Here is an 18,203-nt window from a genome sequence, read left to right on the forward strand (position 1 = left end):
GCGGGTTCGCGCATACATCGCGCGTTGCCATCCCTCTCGAAGCCCTCGTTGCTGTTCAACCGCGCCCGAAATACATTCCGGATTACGCCACGCCGAGATTTCGGCTTACCCCCCGGCACTTTGCCTACGTCAAAATCGCGGAGGGCTGCAATCATCCTTGCAGTTTTTGCACGATCCCAAGGATGCGCGGCTCGCACCGCAGCCGGCCCCAACGCGATCTTGTTGAGGAAGCCCGGCGTCTAATCGCGGATGGCGTCAAAGAACTGAATCTGATTTCGCAGGATTCCACTTACTACGGCCTGGATTTGCGCCCCAATCGAATTGGCTCCATCGCAGCGCCGGATAATTTCAAAGCCGCGGCCCGTGCCTTGCCCGTCGGCGCGGCGACCTTGTGTACCTTGTTGCGCGCGCTGAATGATTTGCCGGGCGAATTCTGGATCCGGCTGCTTTACACCCATCCGGCGCACTGGACCGACGAATTGATCCGCACGATTGCCGCATGCCCGAAAGTCGCGCGCTACGTGGACATGCCGCTGCAACATATCCACGACAACATGCTGGAACGGATGCGCCGCGAAACTTCGCAGCAATATATTCGCGACCTGATCGCCAGAATCCGGGCCGGCGTGCCGGGAATCGCGCTGCGAACGACTTTCATCGTCGGATTCCCGGGCGAGACCGAGGCTTATTTTGAAGCGCTGTTGGATTTTATCCGCGAAACGAGGTTTGAGCGTCTGGGCGTGTTCACGTATTCGAAGGAGGACGGAACCCTGGCCGCCCGCATGATGAGTCAGGTGCCGGAACGGATCAAAAAGCAGCGCCGCCGCCGCGCCATGGCCGAGCAGTTGCGCGTGGCCCGCGCCGTTTCGCAGTCCTTTGTCGGGCGCGAGATTCGAGTGCTCGTCGAACGCAAGGCGACGGAAGCCGACCTTCACAAGGCGAATGTCTCGTCCTGGGAACACGGACTGATTCGCAGCGGCCAGAAGGCGGGCCAGGCCTTGAAGGGAACTTATTTGATCGCCCGCGGCGAGGCGGACGCGCCGGATATCGATGGCCGCGTTTATGTGCGCGGACGGTTGCTGTTAGGCGAATTCGCGGATGTCAAAGTCGTTGGCCACACCGATTACGACTTGATCGCGCAGCCGGCCGCAGAAAGTAATCAGTGATCAATATTCAGTAATCAGTTACAGAGGGCCCGCAAGCAGCGATCGACTATTTGCCCATTTAGCTCATTTAACCCATTTAACCAGTTAACCTTGTTGTAACACCTGACGCCTTTGTCTGCCGTGCTGCCTTGCTGGTGATTATAGATGAACCTTCCCAACCGGCTCACTTTGGGACGCCTGGTCCTGACGGTCGCCTTCCTCGGTGTCGTCTTCTGGAGTTTTCCTTTCTCGAATACGTGCTCGCTCGTCCTGTTCGTCGTGGCCAGCGTCACCGACATTCTTGACGGACGAATCGCGCGGCGCCATCGGCTCATTACGGATTTCGGCATCTTGATGGATCCGCTGGCGGACAAAATCCTCATTTGCTCGGCCTTCATCGCGTTTGTTGGGCGCGAGCAAGTCGCCGCCTGGATGGTGGTGATCATCGTGGCACGCGAACTGGCGATTACGGGCTTGCGGTTGCTGGCGGCATCGAAACAAGTCGTTCTGGCCGCGGAAGGCTACGGCAAACATAAAACGTTCTCGCAAGTCATCGCGATCATCTCGGTGCTGGTGCTGGCCAGCTATCCCGAATGGGGTGAGTGGGGCAAATGGCTTTTCCACGGGTGGGTGCCAGCGTTTGCGGAGCTGGCGAAATGGGTTGCGGTAGCGTTGACACTGGTTTCGGGAGCGCTTTATCTCTCCCGCAACCGCAACCTCTTCCTTAAGGATCTATGAACGCTCCGGTAGGGACGGATTCCACTCCGTCCCTGACTCTACTCCGTTATCGAAGGAGCGATTCCAGGGACGCGGTGGAACGCGTCCTTACCTGTTCGGGACCTGTGCGCAGGGTTCCGAAACCATGGAAGCTTCCCGAGACCGCGGCCCTTTCCGCATGAAGCGGCTGGTTGTTTTCATCGCGCAGGGATTCGGCGTCGGCCGATCACCCGTCGCGCCGGGAACGATCGGGTCGGTGCTTGGATTGGCTTGGTTCGCCTTCTTGATTTCGCCGGCGAATTCTCTCCTCTTCGCTTTGGGATTGATTCTTAGCTTTGGGCTGTCCGTCCTGGTTACGGGGAGGGCGGAACAGGAATTGGGACAAAAGGATCCCGGCTCCATCGTGCTTGATGAAATCGTTGCCGTGCCGGCGTGCTTCGCCATTTGGATCATCGTGGCGTGGCGCCAAAGCGGACATTGGCCGGACGCCGGATTTTTCTTTCGTTCGGAGAAGTGGCTGACCGTGCTCGGGGTGCTGGCCGCGTTCCGGGCATTCGACGTGCTTAAACCGTGGCCCGTTCGGCAGGCGCAGAACTTGCCGGGCGGCTACGGCGTGACGGCGGACGATGTTCTGGCCGCTGTTTACGTGAATCTCTGTGTCCTGGGCGTTTATTTCATTCAGCCGAATTGGCTGCTATGAGAAGGGGATGTGTCATCTTCACGCGTTTTGCGTGGAAATGATCACGCGCACTGCTTCGCGTTAAATCGGTTAAAAGGTTAAATCGTTAAAAAAGTGGTTGAGATCGGGTGAACCACAGTCAGCGGGCGTTCGCGCGCGCCGTGACAATTCTCCACGCTGCGGCGAGCCAGGCGAAACCTCCCCCATTTAACCTATTTAACCCATTTAACGATTTAACGTTTCAACAGCGCTACGCCTCCGTGGCACTGACGCGCTAAATACTTTTTTACCGAAATAGAATTGACACTCTGATTCGTTTGATTAGAGTGCAGCGACCGTTACCCAGTAATAACCGAAAAAACTATGAACCATGTTTTCCGCAAATACAAAGTCGGGGCTTTCACGCTCATCGAGCTGTTAGTCGTTATCGCCATCATCGCCATCCTTGCCGGTATGCTCCTTCCTGCGCTCGCCAAGGCCAAAGCCAAAGCGCAACGCATCAAATGCGTCAACAACCTGAAGAACGTCGGGTTGTCCTTCCGCATTTTCGCCACCGATAATGGCGACCGCTTCCCGATGAGCGTCAGCACCAACGAAGGCGGCTCTTCCGAATTCGCCGTCGCCGCCAGTGCGACCGCCATTCCTGAAGTTTGGCGCCACTACGCCGCGATGTCCAACGAGTTGAGCACGCCGAAGATCATCGTCTGCCCGGCGGACGGATCGAAGACCGAAGCCACGAACTGGACGGTGCATCTCACACTCTTGCGTAACAAGGCCACGAGCTTCTTCGTTGGACAGGATGCCGATGAGACGCGCCCGCAATCGTTGCTCGCTGGTGACCGGAACATCACCAATGGCGGCGGCACGCATATCGCGCGAACCGACATGGACAAGTCCCAGGTTATCAAGCTCGGCACGAACCATACTTCAACCATCGGCGCTGGTTGGTCGAAGGATTTGCACCAGAATCAAGGCGACGTGGCCCTGGGCGACGGCAGCGTGCAGCAGATCAGCACGGCTCGCTTGAAGGACCAACTGAAGACCTCCGACAGCGACAATACGCTGGCTTTCCCTGGTCAATCTCCGAAGTAACCGGACTTCCGGCTTAGCTTTCACAAAGGCATCCGCAAGGATGCCTTTTTTGTTTCGAGTGAATCCGGTAGGGACGGATTCCACTCCGACCCCAATTAAACCTTGAGGCGGACCAATGCCAGAAAAGTGACGATGGGACTACTGAGACCCCAGGTTTTCTCGTCCTCCACTCTCCGCTCAACGCACGCGCCAAGGAGTGTCCAGGGACGCGGTGGAACGCGTCCGGAACGCGTCCCCACCGAAACTACTGTGCAGACCGTGGGATTGACGACAGATCGACCGGAGAACCGTAGCGCAGATTTCCAATCTGCTGTCTCGCCGATTTGCAATCGGCAGGGCGCCAGCCAATCCCAGCGCGCTCGGACCGTGAGCCGCCCCGCAGAATGCAATTCTGCGATACGGCAGAGTGCAACTCTGCGCTACGAGCTTTGTCGCCCATCCTACGGACCAAGCAGTAAGCTTGGCGCGAACCATCTTGCCAACGTTAACTGTCACCTCGCGGAAGCAGTCAACTTGATGATCTGATCGAGACGCGTATTCGGTTGGAAGCCGACCGTCCGAAGGAGCTTTTCGACCACGGGCTTTCGGCGTTGCATGTCCTGGAATCCAGCCGCGTAGGCTTCGCTGTAAGGAACAAATTCAATTGGTGATTTGGATTTCAACACTCGCACGACCAGCTTCGCCAAATCCCCGATGCGGATCTCTTCCGTGCCGCCGATGTTGAAGACGCCCCCTCTGGCTTCGGATGATTGTTGCAGGCGGATCAGCGCCTCCACCGTATCGACGACGTAGCAAAAGCATCGAGTCTGCTGTCCGTCCCCAAATACTTTCAGGGGCAAGCCCGCCTTTGCCGCGGCGATAAAGCGGGGCAAGACCATGCCGTAACGCCCAGTCTGTCGCGGGCCGACAGTGTTAAAAAGTCGCGCGATCACCACGGGCAGACTTTTTTCCTGCGCGTAGGCCAGTGCTAGAAACTCGTCCATGAGCTTCGAACAGGCGTAGCTCCAGCGCCCCAGAAAAGGCGGCCCAATCAGCAAATCGTCTTCCTCGTTAAACGCCGCCTTCTGGCTCTTGCCATAAACCTCCGAAGTGGACGTCAACAGGACAGGGACGGATTTCGCGCCGGCGGCCTGCAAGATCACTTCCGTCTCGTGCAGGTTAGTTTGAATCGTGCGAATAGGCGAGTGGACCACCAATTCCACGCCAACCGCCGCAGCCAGGTGAAAGATGAAGCTGGCGTTCGCGATGACGGCGTCGAGGTCCCCGCACTCGGAAACCTTCGCGCGAATGACACGAATATCCGGGTGGGAGATCACCGCCTGGAGGTTGTCCAGGCTCCCGGTTGAACAATCGTCAATGACGGTGACGGCGTTGCCTTCGCGCAACAGCCGCTCGACCAGATGCGATCCGATGAACCCGGCGCCGCCGGTGACAAGTATGTGAGTTTTCAGTTGTCAGTTGTCAGTTGTCAGTTGCCAGTTGTCAGTGGTCAGTGGTCAGTGGTCAGCTAATCGAGTTAATCAGACCGTTCACGACGCGACCAACTTCCGACGTTCGCGCGAGCAAGCTCTCGGTCTGGCTATTATCGAGATAACCTAACCGTTGGGCGATGATTAACTGGGTCTCGGATTCCAGCAGAGAACCGTGAGCAACGCGGAGTCCCCGGACAAACTCGTTCGGCGTTCTTCGGCCTTGGCCCTCCGCGATGTTGGACGGAACCGAAACCGCCGCGCGTCGAACCTGGCTGGTCAATCCGTATATCTCGCGTTGCGGAAACTGATTGGTCGCCTCATAAACGGCAACTACCAGGTCAATCCCCTTTTGCCAGGCGATAAGGTCTCGGTAATGCATGATCTTCATATTTTCCTCCTTGATGTATTGTTTGATGTCGTTTGCCAGTCCACCTCCAGGCGGCTAGCAATTCGCGACCTTTCTTGCCCAGAACGCTCGCCACTGGCAACTGAAAACTGACAACTGGCAACTGGCAACGGTTCACTCCAGCGCCTTTACCACCGCTTCCGCCAACTTCTGACGGTACGCAGGGCTGGCGATGAGGCGCGCTTCGTCCGGGTCGGACAGGTAGCCGCCTTCGAGCAAAACGGCGGGGCGATTTTGCTCGCGCAAGACCGTCATGAATCGCGCGCGCTTGATGCCTCGATCGTTCCGTTCCACCAGTTGCACCATGGCGTGGTGCAGGCGGACGGCGAGTTGAAGATTCTGTTCGTCAAAGTCGTTGTTCGGAAAAATCATGGCAGGCACGTCTTTGAACTGGCGGACCAGATTGGACGGCATGCCCGTTGGGGTCAGGCAGTAAGTCTCCAGTCCGTGGTGCTCCGGCCGGGCCGATTGGGCATCGACCGAGTTAAAGTGCAGGCTCACGAACAAGCTGGCGTTCGCCTGTTCGGCGATGCGCACGCGTTCGGCGATGGGCACATCGACATCCGAAGTGCGCGTTAACACGACGCGCCAGCCTTTGGCATTCAGAAGCGGCTTCGCTCGAAGTGCCCAGTCCAGGGTGTAATCTTTTTCAAACCCCGTTTTGAGCACGCTTCGGGCGCCGGTTTGCTCGCCGCCATGGCCCGGATCGAGAACAACGATGCGACGCCCATCCAATCTCGGTCCCGAAGAAGCGAGCAGCGGCGCGAAATTCTTCCGCAAATCCAGCGTGTGGAGGAACGGGAGGCCGTCGCTCAACTGCGGGACAAAGCCCAATGCCAGCGCCAGCCCGTTCCAGTACGCGACGCGGCTGCCGATGGTGAGCGAGAGCACGCCGTTGGTGCTGCGGCATTGGAATGTCGCTCCCCAGCCGTTGTCGAAGCGCTTCGGCGCTTCCAGGCCGTTCAGGCGATTCCAGTTTTCGAGCGCGACCCAGCCGGTGGTGGGGAGCGATCGAGCTTCCGGACGTTTCGAGTCTGCAACGTCGATTGGCGTGGACACCGCAGGAAGCGCGTTCGATGACGCAGCCTGAAAGCCGCCCCCGGCTCGCGTTGGCGTAGAGAATCGCAGTGCAACCTGGCGGGTGGCGTTCGTGCCTGAAGAACCCTCCGGCGGCGGCAGTTTCAAGGGTTGAACTGCCGGCGCCGGAGGCAAGGTCGTTCCCAAGGGGGTGATTCTTGGAGCTGTTTTCGGCGGACTGGGACACGCGGTCAGAAAGACGAGCGCCGCCATCAAGGCAGCGAACAACCAGGGCTTCGGCACGCGGACATTTTGCGTACGATGACTCTCGACTCAAGCAGATGTTTCGTCGATGCGTCAGTGAAGGTGGGACGAGGCTTATAGCCGAGCCAATGCCATCGAGGAACGGCTCGGCTATAAGCCTCGCCCCACCTTACAGTATACCTTAGCACCTTAGCTGGGAGGGACACTGAACTCAGTAACCGGGCTGTGATCCGGCGTTGCTCGCCACACCCGCAACAATGGCCACTCCTGACGAAGTGCCCAACCGGTTGGCGCCGGCGGCGATCATCGTCAGCGCCGTTTGCGTGTCGCGGATTCCGCCAGCCGCTTTGACGCCGAACTTCGCCCCCACAGTTTCCCGCATCAATTTCACGTCCTCGACCGTGGCACCGCCTGGACCGAAGCCGGTCGAGGTCTTCACAAATTGCGCGCCGGAATCGAGCACGATCCGGCAGGCCGCGACCTTTTCCTCCGCGGTCAGATAACCGGTTTCCAGAATGACCTTCACGGGACGTTCGTCCGCCGCCTCCACAACGTCCCGCAACTCGCGAAGCACGTACGCGTGATCGCCCTCTTTGAGGCGCCCAAGGTTGAGCACAACGTCGATCTCGTGCGCTCCGTTGTCGATGGCGACCTCGACTTCGTACCGTTTCGCGTCCGGATCCACTGCGCCAAGCGGAAAGCCGATCACGGTGGCGACCTTTACAGCGCTTTCTTCGAGGAAGGCGCGCGCTTCCACGATTCGCGAACCATTCACGCACACGCAATGAAACCGGTGCTGACGCGCTTCGGCGCAGAGTTTTTCAATGGCGGCGCGCGTCGCGTCCGGCTTGAGCAATGTGTGTTCGATGTGCGGAGCGATGTCTTTTGCAGTCATCGGAGCGATTATGAAACTTCAAACGAAGCCTTCGCGGGTAGGGCGGTGCTGCTGCGCCGCCGTATCGACACAAAACCATCTGCGCGGCAACGAAGCCCTACCGCGCTCAGGGGAAGCTTCCTCGGCTTCAGAACCATCCACACGGTCCATGAACTGGTAAGGCGTTCCACCGGGTCCCTGAAATTGTCTTTTTGAATTGCAGAATAAAGTCAGGGACGGAGTGATCCGCGTTTCGCGAAGCGAACGTTCTATCTGGGGAAACCGATGGCGGGGCTTGGGAAGCCCATCCGTCCCTGCCAAATTCATGAGAAGTCGGGGTAATGGAAGGAATGGCCGCGTCGCCGTCACGACTTCGGCAGCAAATCTGCCACCAGAGATTTCTCTTCCTTCAATTCATTGACCGTGGCGTCGATCTTGGCCCGGCCAAACTCGTTGATCGGCAAACCTTGGACAATTTCAAGCTTCCGTCCGGTGCTCCGGATGGGGAAGGACGAGATCAGTCCTTTTTCAATGCCATAGCTGCCGTCCGAGCAAATACACACGCTGTGCCACTCGCCGGCCGGCGTGGGGTTGACGATGGAGGAAACGCTATCAACGATCGCATTGGCCGCGCTGCCGGCGCTGGAGGCCCCGCGCGCCTTGATGATGGCCGCGCCGCGCTGCTGGACGGTGCTGATGAATTCGCCCCTCAGCCACGCCTCGTCTTTGATCACCTCGGTCGCGGGCGGGCCTTGGATCTTGGCGTTGTAGAAATCAGGGTATTGAGTCGAGGAATGGTTCCCCCAGATGGTGAGGTTGGTCACCTGGGTGACATCCACGCCGGCCTTCCGCGCCAACTGGGATTTGGCGCGATTCTCATCCAGGCGCGTCATGGCGTGCCAGCGTTCCCGCGGCACATCAGGCGCATTGCTCATGGCGATGAGACAATTCGTGTTGCACGGATTCCCAATGACGAGGATCCGCACGTCGCTGGCGGCGTTCTTCTGGATGGCCTGGCCCTGGCCGATGAAGATCTTGCCGTTGATGCCCAGCAAATCCTTTCGCTCCATGCCCGCCTTGCGCGGCACGCTTCCCACGAGCAGCGCCCAGTTCACGCCGCGAAATCCTTCTTCAAGGCTCGCGGTCGGAACAACGCCTTTGAGCAACGGGAAAGCGCAATCGTCCAGCTCCATCACCACGCCGTTGAGCGCGGGGAGGACCGCTTCAATCTCGATCAGATGCAGAATCACCGGCTGGTTCGGTCCGAACATGGCGCCCGAGGCGATGCGAAACACCAGCGCGTAACCGATCTGGCCCGCGGCGCCGGTCACGGCGACACGAAGAGGAGTCGTACTCATAGGTTCAAAGAACGCGCAGTATAAGAGCGGCGTTTTTGGCGACGCAACGCAAATTCGAGATCACCAATTGTGGCCCTACAGTAGCATGTTGCACAGTTCGAGAAGTGTGCACGGGGGAACACAGCATTGCTTTCTGACACCGCAGAGACATTTCCCGAAACCGGAGCGCGGCATTCATGCCGCTTGCGCGCCAATCACGGCCGGACGTTGCATTTGACCAGAGCGTGCCCGTCGATCCGAACGTTGGAGCGGCATAGATGCTGGGCTCCTTCCGAGAAGCTTTTGAAGCCGCCGTGCTCCAGAACGAAGCGCCGAAATTCAAAATCGTCATTTGAGATTTGAAATCGGCCGGCGCTTGCAGTCCTATTCAGCCGCTCGCGCTTTGCGCTTATGAACAAGATTCAAACCCAGTTTGAAGGACTGCTCACCGAATACTTTGACAGCGTGCTGGAGGACCATCCGACTTATGCAGCCTTCGTCGGCCTCAAGGAGGGGGAAGGCAAACTGGCAACGGCCGGACTGGACTTCGAACAAAAGCAGGAGAATCGGCGGCGCCGAACGCTGGCCGCGCTCGAGTCCATTTCCCCGCGTGATCTCACGAACGAACAGCATCTGGACCGACTCGCTCTCCGCAGTCAAATCTTGCGCGAAAGCGAAGATTTCCAGCGCGGCCGTCATCGGCTCGATCCGAATGCCGCCGACCAGGTCCTGAACATTCTCCTTCACGAGCTGATTCGCAGCGAGGACGAGCCCAAGCGCGCGGCGCGCAATGTGCGCTCGCTGCTGGACCGGGCGCCACAATTCCTCGATCAGGCCGCCGGGTTGATCGACCGGCCCGAACCAGTTTGGCGCAAGATCATGACGCAAACCGCCGCCGGCGCACCCAGTCTGCTTGAGGCCGTGAAGGTCTTTCTGGCTCGCGTCGAACCTTCGCCGGGCGATGCGCGCCAGATCGATTCAGCCCAGAAGTCCATTGTGAAGTATCGCGATCGAGTTTCGGCGCGTCCGCTCGCGAACGAAGGATCGTTTGCCGTGGGCACGCCGATTCTTCAGCGCCGCGTGCGCGATGAACTGGGATTGGACTACACTCTCGGCGAGATTGAGACTTTGGCGCAAAGCGAAATCGTTCGTGTGGGCTCGCGGTTGCGCGAAGCCTGCCGCAAGTTGGGTCCGAGGAAGAGGTTTGAGGATATCATCGATGAAGCCCGCTCGCGCTGGAATCCCGGCCCCGACCTGGTGGCGATTTATCGCGCGCAGACGAAGAAGTTGGTGGCGGCATTCAAATCCGCAAAAGCGGTGTCGTTTCCTCCCGGCGAGAGCCTCGAAGTGCGGTTGGTTCCGGAATTCATGCGGCACCTCTTCCCCACGGCGGCTTACAGCCAGCCGGGCGCTTTCGAGAAACGGCAGCGGGGAATCTTTTGGGTGAACGACCTGAGCGTGACGAAGAAAACCGAAGCGGAGAAACGCGCCGAGCGCGCGCAGCATTTCGGGTTGAGCCTGACCTGCGCGCACGAGGCTTATCCCGGACATCATCTGCAATTCGTCACGGCCAATCGGCATCCGCGGCGCTGGCGCCGGTTGTTCGCGCACGCGGTGTTTTACGAAGGCTGGACGCTCTGGTGCGAACAGATGATGGTCGATTTGAAGATCGACCGTTCGCCCTGGCTGGGGGTCCAGCAGCTTCACGATGCGCTGTGGCGATGCCACCGCATCCTGGTGGATTTGCGGCTGCAAACGGGTCGTTACACCTACGCGCAAGCCGTCGGCCACATGCAGAGGCATTTGGGCTTCACGCGCGCGCGGGCCGAGGCGGACGTGAATTGGTACACCGGCCAGCCAGCGGTCCCGATGAGCTACTGGCTGGGCCGATTGGAGAACGAACGCCTGCGCCAACGCCTGATGAACGGACGCGGCTGGCGTTTGCAGAAATTCAACGATTGGCTGTTGAGCTTTGGAACGCTGCCCCAGGCCTGGCTGGAAAAATACGGGCTCGACTAGATTCTTGGGAAGCTTCCAAGGTTCTGAAATCACGCATTCTGACCATGAACGGTAGGGACGCGTTCCACCGCGTTCCACCGCGTCCCTGATCAGTACCTTTCGATCGCTAAACAAAAGTCAGGGACGGAGTGGAATCCGTCCCTACCGTTCATGGGAAGGATTTCAGATTGCGGAGGCAGAGCCTCCTGGCGTGGACGCCTCAATAGGAATACGTGACCGAGACCTGCGCGAGTCCCCAGTCGCGGCTCCGGTAAAGTTTCTCGAACGGTTTGATATCCGCTTCCACCGCAGCGTAGCGGCTGAAATAGGCCCCCCCCCACGACCTTGACTGACCAGCGCTCCCCTTGCCGACGCAGACCGAGGCCGACCTGAACCGTTTCCAGCGCCGGGGCAGCGACGTTGAAAAGCTGCGGATTGTCTATCTCGCCATTGTCCTGGTAATACCGTCCGAACACGCTCAGGAACCACGTTTGCTCCCAATCGTATTCGAGCGTGGCCGCGAATGAGAACGCGTGAAAATTTGGCTCTTCGACGGAAAAACCTGTAACCGAACGCAGCACCCAGCGCTCGGCGACGGCCCAATTCATGGAACCTTGATACGAAAAGCGCGGTTCGCGTTCCGTTGTGGCCACCACCTGGAATTCGTTGAGTGTCCGGATCCGCCGAGTGAGCACGTTCTCCAGGGCCAGCCGGCCGCCGGCGGTGTGGAGCCGGTCGGGACTGCGAAGGAGTTCCGTGCCAATCTGAGGCGGAGGGAGCACGACGATTTCGTAGCCGGACGGAACGTTGCCCTGGCTGTAGAGGGCATCGATCTGGAGAAAGGCCGTGGCGGGCTGGTATTCCCAACGAAATCCGGCCGAGAGATTGTAACCGTTGGGATTCACCGCTCGGTATCCCCGAACGTCCGAGTAGTACTGCCGGTAGTATTCGTTCAGCCACAGCGTGCGGTAATTGACGTATCCGTCGTAATAGCCGCCCGATCCCAGCAGCGACAGCGACGGAGTGACCTTCCGCTTCAACCCGCCTTGAACCGCGACGCGATGCTCGCTCAGGTCCGCAGCCTGGCTGATGATGTCGAAATCGGCGGGTTGATAGTCCAGGTCAAGCGTGCTGTAGGACAAACTCAAATTGAGATCCAGATTACGGCGCGTTTGTCGGTAAGCCGCGGAGCTGTCTGTAAGATTGATTCCGGAAGTCCAGAGCCCCTCGGAGTTCACCTCGAACAGATGGTTCGCCGAACTCGGCATCGAACTCTCTGCGGAAGAAGAATCCGGCAGTCCGTCCGTGGCCGCGAGAAGTTCAGAGTCCGATATGGAAATCAGAGCCGCGCAAACAGCCAGCGTCGCGCGTCGTGGAGCCGAGGAAATCATCCGAGCGATAGAAGCCTCACGTCACTGCGCACAGGCGCTGCAACCCACGGCCCGGGCGCCGCCCGAAAACATCGATCCTGGCTCAGTCTGCAGCCACATCTTGGATTGATAGACGAAGGCGCCGGAATCATTGAACAGCATGTTCGGCTTCGACACGAGCCGTTGTTGAAAGGCTGGCACCGAAGAGCAACCGCAGAGCATCGGCAAGCCGACCCCCGCGATGACCAGCGACAATCCCCTCTTCACTCGCCGCATCCACGGTCTGGTCAGTAAACTCGGCGCAGCGTGGCTGATTTTTCTTCTTCCTCTCCCCGCGAGGGACGAGTGGGGAGAGGACCGAGGAGAGGGGTTACTTGCAGATTCAAGCATGATTCTAAGACTCATAATCTGAATTCCACAGCAGTCGGCGGGATCAGAACTGCCTGATCCTCGCTTTAACCTTGTAACGATTTAACCGCGGTGCTGGTGGACGAAACTCGTCGACTATTTCTCCGCCTTATCCAGTTTTTGTTCGATGCGTTGCAGCCGCCGGTCGATGTCATCGAGTCGCTTCTGCGTGTCGGAGCTGTGTTCCCGATGCTGGACGTTGATCAGCGGCGGCACCGCTACGCAGCCGCTGAAGGCAACGATAGAAATGAAACCGAGCAAAAGATAGAACGCTGCTTTCTTCATGTTGGACCACTAAGTTGATTCATTCAAACAAACAAGCTTCACGCGTCGGCTGGAGCGTGTCATTCCATGAATCCTCTGGCAACTGGGAAAGGGTTTGAAATTTGAAAATTCTCGTGCCGTCGGCAACCCGAGTGTCTATGGTCATTTGCGCATCATGGATCGACGACGCAGCGCGATGAGGTGGCCAGGACCGATGTCCCTGGTCTGGACTTTCGCAATCCTTCTTCCGGCCAGCGCGCCATTGCGGGCGTGGGGCGCGCCTGCCTCTTCAGATCATGTTCTCCCTCTTGTGCTCGGCCCGCAGACGGCGTCCCACGCCGAGGCGGATTCAGGAGAAACTCTGTTGGGCGAACTCAACTGCCTTGCGTGCCACACAGCCAGCGGCACGGTCAAAGCTCGCGTAGCTTCGCGGCCATCTCCGATCCTTGGCGCGGAGGGCCTGAGGATCACGCCGCAGTATCTGCGCGCCTTCTTGACCGCGCCGCACAACGAAAAGCCCGGTACCACGATGCCGGACTTGTTGCACGGCATGGACGCGTCGGCGAAATCCGAAGCCGTCGAAGCGTTGGTTCACTACCTGATCTCGCTCTTTCCGTCCGCAGCTTCGACTCCCACCGGGGCCGATCCGTTGAAGATGCAACAAGGGCGGCGGCTGTATCATCAAGTCGGCTGCGTCGCGTGTCATGCCCCGCACGAAGTGGCCTCGGCTTTTCGTCCCGGAATGAACGGTGATCGGTCATCTGCGAGTCCCAACGCGCTGGCGAATCTGGCCTCGTGGCAGGCTGCTTCCGTTCCGCTCGGAGACCTGGCCAAGAAAACCACGGTCGAAGCGCTGGCCAAGTTTCTGGTCAATCCCTTTCAGTTTCGGCCCTCCGGTCGAATGCCGTCGCTGAATCTGAACGAAGCGGAAGCCAGCGCGATCGCGATTTACCTCCTCCGCGAGCAAGCTCCCGGCCTGTACGATCCTACGGCCACACTCCACAAAATCAAAGGGCTGCGCTACCAGTATTACGAAGGACGCTTTGGCGGCGACACGGTTGACTTTGATTCGATGCGTCCGCGCGATTCCGGCGTGGCGGACCGATTCAGCCTGGATCCGCGCCGCCGGAACGCGAACTTCGGCCTGCGTTTCACCGGCTTGATCCACATCCAGACCGAAGGCGACTACACGTTCTACACCGAGTCTGACGACGGCTCGCGGCTGTGGATCGGCAGCACGTTGGTCGTGAAGAACGACGGGCAGCACGCCATGGCCGAAGCTCAGGGCAAGATTCATCTAAAGCCCGGCGAGCATCCGATCATCGTAACCTACTTCAACGGTGGCGCGGAGTTTGGTCTCAAAGTCTCGTATCAAGGACCTGCGTTGCCCAAGCAAGAAATTCCTCCGAGTCTGCTCTCGCATCTGGGCCAGCCGATGCTGCCGATTGGCAGCGAACCATTCGCCCTCGACGCGGCGAAGGTTGCGCGCGGGAAAGAACTGTTTGGGTCGTTTGGCTGCGTGGCTTGCCATCCAACAAAAGATCGAACGGGCACTTCCACGTTCCAGGCCAGGTCCCTGGATTCACTGAAGCCCGACGCTGCCGAGGGCTGCCTCGGCGAGAGCGTCGCGGCTGGTCGTCCGCAGTTTCGTTTGAGCGATACCCAACGCCGAGCCTTGCGCACGACCCTTGCTCACCAGAGCAAGCTGGCAGCGCCGCGCAACGCCCAGGATCAAATCGTGCGCACCATGACCGCGTTGAACTGCTTCGCCTGTCATTCCCGGAACGGAGTCGGCGGGCCCGATGCTGCGCGCGGCGAGTATTTCGCCACGGTCGGCGAGGTCGATTTGGGCGACGAAGGCCGCATTCCGCCACATCTGACGGGCGTGGGAGCGAAGCTGCGCTCCGATTGGCTCGGCGAGGTGTTGATGTATCGCGGCACGGTTCGCCCTTACATGGCGACGCGCATGCCGCAATTTGGCAAGGCGAACGTCGAACATTTGGTCGCTGCCTTCGAGCGCGTTGATGAACCTGCATCCGAGGCGAACGTGTCCGAAATTCCCGCCGAGAACTTGATGCGCCTCGCCAAGTCCGGCCACAAGCTCGTGGGCCGCGACGGCCTGACCTGCATTTCGTGCCACACCTTCGCGCAGTTCAAATCGCTTGGTGTTCCGGCGATGGACATGACGCAAATGGCCAAGCGGCTGCGGAAGGAATGGTTCCGGCGTTATTTGCTCGATCCCGCTTCGCTCCGGCCGGGCACACGCATGCCGAGTTTCTGGCCGGACGGCCTCGCCGCGAACAAGGAAATCCTCGGAGGCAACACGGAGCAGCAGATCGAAGCGATCTGGGCGTTCCTTTCTCGCGGACGCGAGGCGGACATACCGGCCGGTTTGATCCAGGCCCGGATGGAACTCGTCGCAGATAAAGAGGCGATCCTTTACCGCAACTTCATCGAAGGCGCGGGCGCGCGCGCGATTGCCGTGGGCTACCCGGAAAAAGCCAATCTCGCTTTTGACGCGGAGAACCTTCGGCTGGCGATGATCTGGCAGGGCGCATTTCTCGATGCTTCGCGCCACCGCAGTGATCGCGGCGCCGGCTTTGTGCCTCCGCTCGGCCACAACGTTGTGAGAATGCCGCCCGGTCCGGCGTTCTCGATCTTGAATGATCTGCAAGCGCCCTGGCCCGAGGCGGTGGGCAAAAAGGCGGGCTATCAAATGCGCGGCTACCGCCTCGACTCGAAGCAACGCCCCACGTTTCTTTATTCGCTGAATGATCTTCAAATAGAGGATTACCCCGTAGCAGCGCCTGGAGAAATTGATCCGAAGCTTACCCGAATGCTGACGTTTCGCGGTGGGAAGGCAACGGATAAACTCTGGTTCAGGGCCGCCGTGGGCTCGAGGATTGACGCCAAAGCTAACGGCGAATTCTGGGTGGATGGAAAACTGGCGTTGAAATTCGACCTCGTCGGCGCGGCTAAACCCGTCATCCGCGAGAGCGGCGGGCAGAAGGAATTGCTCGTCCCGATCATGTTTCAAGACCGCGAAGCTCGAATCCTCGAAGAGATGATCTGGTAGAATGAACTGGCTTTGCCGTGAACATCTGAAGCGAAGCGCGGCCTTCAGGCCGCTTCGGCGCTCGAGAATCCCAACGGGATTCTGCCCCAAAGCCCAGGGTTGCGAGGAACGAAACCTACTGGCGCTTTGGATCCGCCGGGTCAGCCTAAAAGCGGCAGAGGACTGCCGCACTCCAAGACGCTGGCGCGCGACTCGCTCCTTTCCGTTCATGAGAAGCTTCCTTGGTCTGATTACCATGCTCACACGTCATGAACCAGGTAGGGCGAGTTCGTCCCGGCGAGCCGCTCGACGTGCTTGGAACACGTCCGACGCGGCTCGCTGGGGACAGGCTCGCCCTACCGTCAGGTTCATGGGAAAATCCAGCCAATGAAAGTTCTCACCATTTTGTTGGCGTTGATCGGGTGCGTCGGCACACTTCGCGGTGCCACCACGGCTGCTGAGGAAAGCCATTACTACGAAATCATCACGCTGCCCACACCGCCCGGCGTCGTCCTGGAAGCGAGCGGGTTTCAAATGCTGGAGAACGGCCGCATCGCGGTGTGCACGCGTTACGGCGATATCTACCTGATCGACGGCGCCTTCGCCCATCCGCCGAAGGACGTGAAGTACCTGCACTACGCCAGCGGCTTGCACGAAGCGCTTGGCCTGGCGGCGCGTGACGGCTGGCTTTACGTCATTCAACGCGGCGAACTCACCCGCACCAAAGACACGGACGGCGATGGCCGCGCGGATTTGTTTGAAACGGTCAGCGACGATTGGGGTTTGAGCGGCGATTACCACGAATACGCCTTTTGCTCGAAGTTCGACGCGGAAGGTTATCTGTGGGTCGTGCTGTGCCTGACGGGGTCCTTCACGAGCGACCTGGAATTTCGCGGCTGGTGTTTTCGCATTTCGCCCGACGGCAAGGCCATCCCGACAACCAGCGGGATTCGCTCCCCCGGTGGGATTGGAATGAACACGGCGGGCGACATGTTTTACACCGACAATCAAGGTCCGTGGAACGGAGCTTGTGCGCTGAAGCAATTGGTTCCCGGCCATTTTGTGGGCCATCCCGCCGGGAACCGCTGGTATCCGCTCGCTCGAGCAAGCATGGGCCTTCGGCCGACCGATCCGGTCAGCAACAGCCGCATGCACATCGAGGCAAAAAAAATTCCGCAGCTTGTCCCGCCGGCCATCCTGTTTCCGTACGGCAAGATGGGCCAGTCGGCCAGCGGCATTGCTGGCGATCTGAGCCGGGGCAAATTTGGGCCCTTCCAGAACCAACTGTTCGTCGGCGATCAGACCCACAGCACCGTCATGCGGGTGTTTCTGGAGAAAGTGAATGGCCGTTATCAAGGCGCGTGCTTTCCGTTCAAGCAAGGCTTTGCTTCCGGCTGCCTCGGACTCGAATTCGCGCCAGACGGCTCGCTGTTTGTCGGGGGGACGGATCGCGGCTGGGGCGCGCGCGGCGGAAAACCTTTCGCGCTGCAACGATTGGTCTGGACCGGGCAGACGCCTTTCGAGATTCACGAAATGCGCGCGAAACCGGATGGCTTTGAGCTGACCTTTACTCAGGCGGTCGATCCAGCATCCGCGAGCGACACCCGTTCATACCGGATGGAAGCGTTCACTCACATTTATCAAAGCAACTACGGAAGCCCCGAAGTGGACAAGACCACGCCGACGATCCAAAGCGCCGGTGTGAGCCAGAACGGACGGAGCGTCCGATTGGTGGTCGAGGGGATCGTGGAAGGACACGTCCACGAACTGCACCTCCCGGGCGTGCGTTCGGCGGAAGGAAAGCCAGTGCTTCATCCCGTGGCTTATTACACGCTGAACGCGCTTTCCGGGAACTGAGGATTGGTTCGTTGCAGGAGGACACGGAACAGAGAAACAACCCCTCACCCTATCCCTCTCCGCTCGGCGGGGAGTATCTGTTTAGCGTTGGTAGGGACGGATTCCACTCAGTCCCAAATCAGACATCGAGGCAGACTGCCGCCCGGGAGGAGACGATGGGCCAACGGAGGCTCCTGGTTTTTCCATCGTCCGTCTCTCCGTTCAAGGGACGCCTTCAGGATTAATCAGGGACGGAGTGGAATCCGTCC

The 18,203-nt window shown here is 59.3% G+C and carries 14 protein-coding genes and 1 pseudogene; 7 read left to right on the forward strand and 8 right to left on the reverse strand.

Going from position 1 to position 18,203, the window contains the following annotated elements; translation table 11 throughout:
• The first annotated feature begins 62 nt into the window (after positions 1-62).
• The 4 genes and pseudogenes from FJ398_06075 (at position 63) to FJ398_06090 (ending at position 3,633) form a co-directional block, all read left to right on the forward strand.
• Positions 63-1,166 (forward strand): annotated as a pseudogene (locus FJ398_06075) (MiaB/RimO family radical SAM methylthiotransferase).
• A 144-nt stretch (positions 1,167-1,310) separates the two neighbouring features.
• Positions 1,311-1,883, forward strand: a complete 573-nt coding sequence (pgsA, locus tag FJ398_06080; GenBank protein ID MBM3837518.1) for a CDP-diacylglycerol--glycerol-3-phosphate 3-phosphatidyltransferase — start codon at positions 1,311-1,313, stop codon at positions 1,881-1,883.
• Positions 1,884-2,007: 124 nt separating this feature from the next.
• Positions 2,008-2,562, forward strand: coding sequence for a phosphatidylglycerophosphatase A (locus tag FJ398_06085; GenBank protein MBM3837519.1), 555 nt, complete (start codon positions 2,008-2,010; stop codon positions 2,560-2,562).
• Positions 2,563-2,904: 342 nt separating this feature from the next.
• Positions 2,905-3,633, forward strand: coding sequence for a type II secretion system protein (locus FJ398_06090; GenBank protein ID MBM3837520.1), 729 nt, complete (start codon positions 2,905-2,907; stop codon positions 3,631-3,633).
• Positions 3,634-4,124: 491 nt separating this feature from the next.
• Here the strand turns inward: FJ398_06090 and FJ398_06095 are convergent, their stop codons facing one another.
• The 5 genes from FJ398_06095 to FJ398_06115 form a co-directional block, all read right to left on the reverse strand.
• A complete protein-coding gene (locus tag FJ398_06095; GenBank protein MBM3837521.1) occupies positions 4,125-5,084 on the reverse strand; it encodes an NAD-dependent epimerase/dehydratase family protein in 960 nt (319 codons plus the stop codon).
• Positions 5,085-5,136: 52 nt separating this feature from the next.
• Complete coding sequence (locus FJ398_06100) at positions 5,137-5,484, reverse strand: four helix bundle protein (GenBank protein ID MBM3837522.1); 348 nt, start codon at positions 5,482-5,484, stop codon at positions 5,137-5,139.
• Positions 5,485-5,625: 141 nt separating this feature from the next.
• Positions 5,626-6,831 carry an N-acetylmuramoyl-L-alanine amidase gene (locus FJ398_06105; protein ID MBM3837523.1) on the reverse strand — a complete coding sequence of 402 codons (1,206 nt, stop codon included), beginning with the start codon at positions 6,829-6,831 and terminating at the stop codon, positions 5,626-5,628.
• Between the two features lie 172 nt (positions 6,832-7,003).
• Positions 7,004-7,687: a deoxyribose-phosphate aldolase gene (deoC, locus tag FJ398_06110; GenBank protein MBM3837524.1), complete on the reverse strand. Its 684-nt coding sequence runs from the start codon at positions 7,685-7,687 to the stop codon at positions 7,004-7,006.
• A gap of 344 nt (positions 7,688-8,031) precedes the next feature.
• Positions 8,032-9,024 carry a malate dehydrogenase gene (locus FJ398_06115; protein MBM3837525.1) on the reverse strand — a complete coding sequence of 331 codons (993 nt, stop codon included), beginning with the start codon at positions 9,022-9,024 and terminating at the stop codon, positions 8,032-8,034.
• Between the two features lie 390 nt (positions 9,025-9,414).
• Here FJ398_06115 and FJ398_06120 point away from each other — a divergent pair, with 390 nt between their 5' ends.
• Complete coding sequence (locus FJ398_06120; protein MBM3837526.1) at positions 9,415-11,022, forward strand: DUF885 domain-containing protein; 1,608 nt, start codon at positions 9,415-9,417, stop codon at positions 11,020-11,022.
• Between the two features lie 89 nt (positions 11,023-11,111).
• Here the strand turns inward: FJ398_06120 and FJ398_06125 are convergent, their stop codons facing one another.
• The 3 genes from FJ398_06125 to FJ398_06135 all read right to left on the reverse strand — a co-directional run bounded on the left by FJ398_06125 (position 11,112) and on the right by FJ398_06135 (position 13,064).
• Positions 11,112-12,239: a hypothetical protein gene (locus FJ398_06125; protein ID MBM3837527.1), complete on the reverse strand. Its 1,128-nt coding sequence runs from the start codon at positions 12,237-12,239 to the stop codon at positions 11,112-11,114.
• Between the two features lie 174 nt (positions 12,240-12,413).
• Positions 12,414-12,647, reverse strand: a complete 234-nt coding sequence (locus FJ398_06130) for a hypothetical protein (protein ID MBM3837528.1) — start codon at positions 12,645-12,647, stop codon at positions 12,414-12,416.
• Between the two features lie 228 nt (positions 12,648-12,875).
• A complete protein-coding gene (locus FJ398_06135; GenBank protein MBM3837529.1) occupies positions 12,876-13,064 on the reverse strand; it encodes a hypothetical protein in 189 nt (62 codons plus the stop codon).
• A 154-nt stretch (positions 13,065-13,218) separates the two neighbouring features.
• Between FJ398_06135 and FJ398_06140 the strand changes: the two genes are divergently transcribed.
• Positions 13,219-16,119, forward strand: a complete 2,901-nt coding sequence (locus tag FJ398_06140) for a cytochrome c1 (protein MBM3837530.1) — start codon at positions 13,219-13,221, stop codon at positions 16,117-16,119.
• 366 nt (positions 16,120-16,485) lie between these two features.
• The gene (locus tag FJ398_06145; protein MBM3837531.1) at positions 16,486-17,955 is read left to right on the forward strand and encodes a hypothetical protein; all 1,470 of its coding nucleotides are present in this window, start codon (positions 16,486-16,488) and stop codon (positions 17,953-17,955) included.
• Positions 17,956-18,203 lie beyond the last annotated feature (248 nt).

The sequence above is a fragment of the Verrucomicrobiota bacterium genome, assembly GCA_016871535.1.
Lineage (GTDB): Bacteria > Verrucomicrobiota > Verrucomicrobiia > Limisphaerales > SIBE01 > VHCZ01.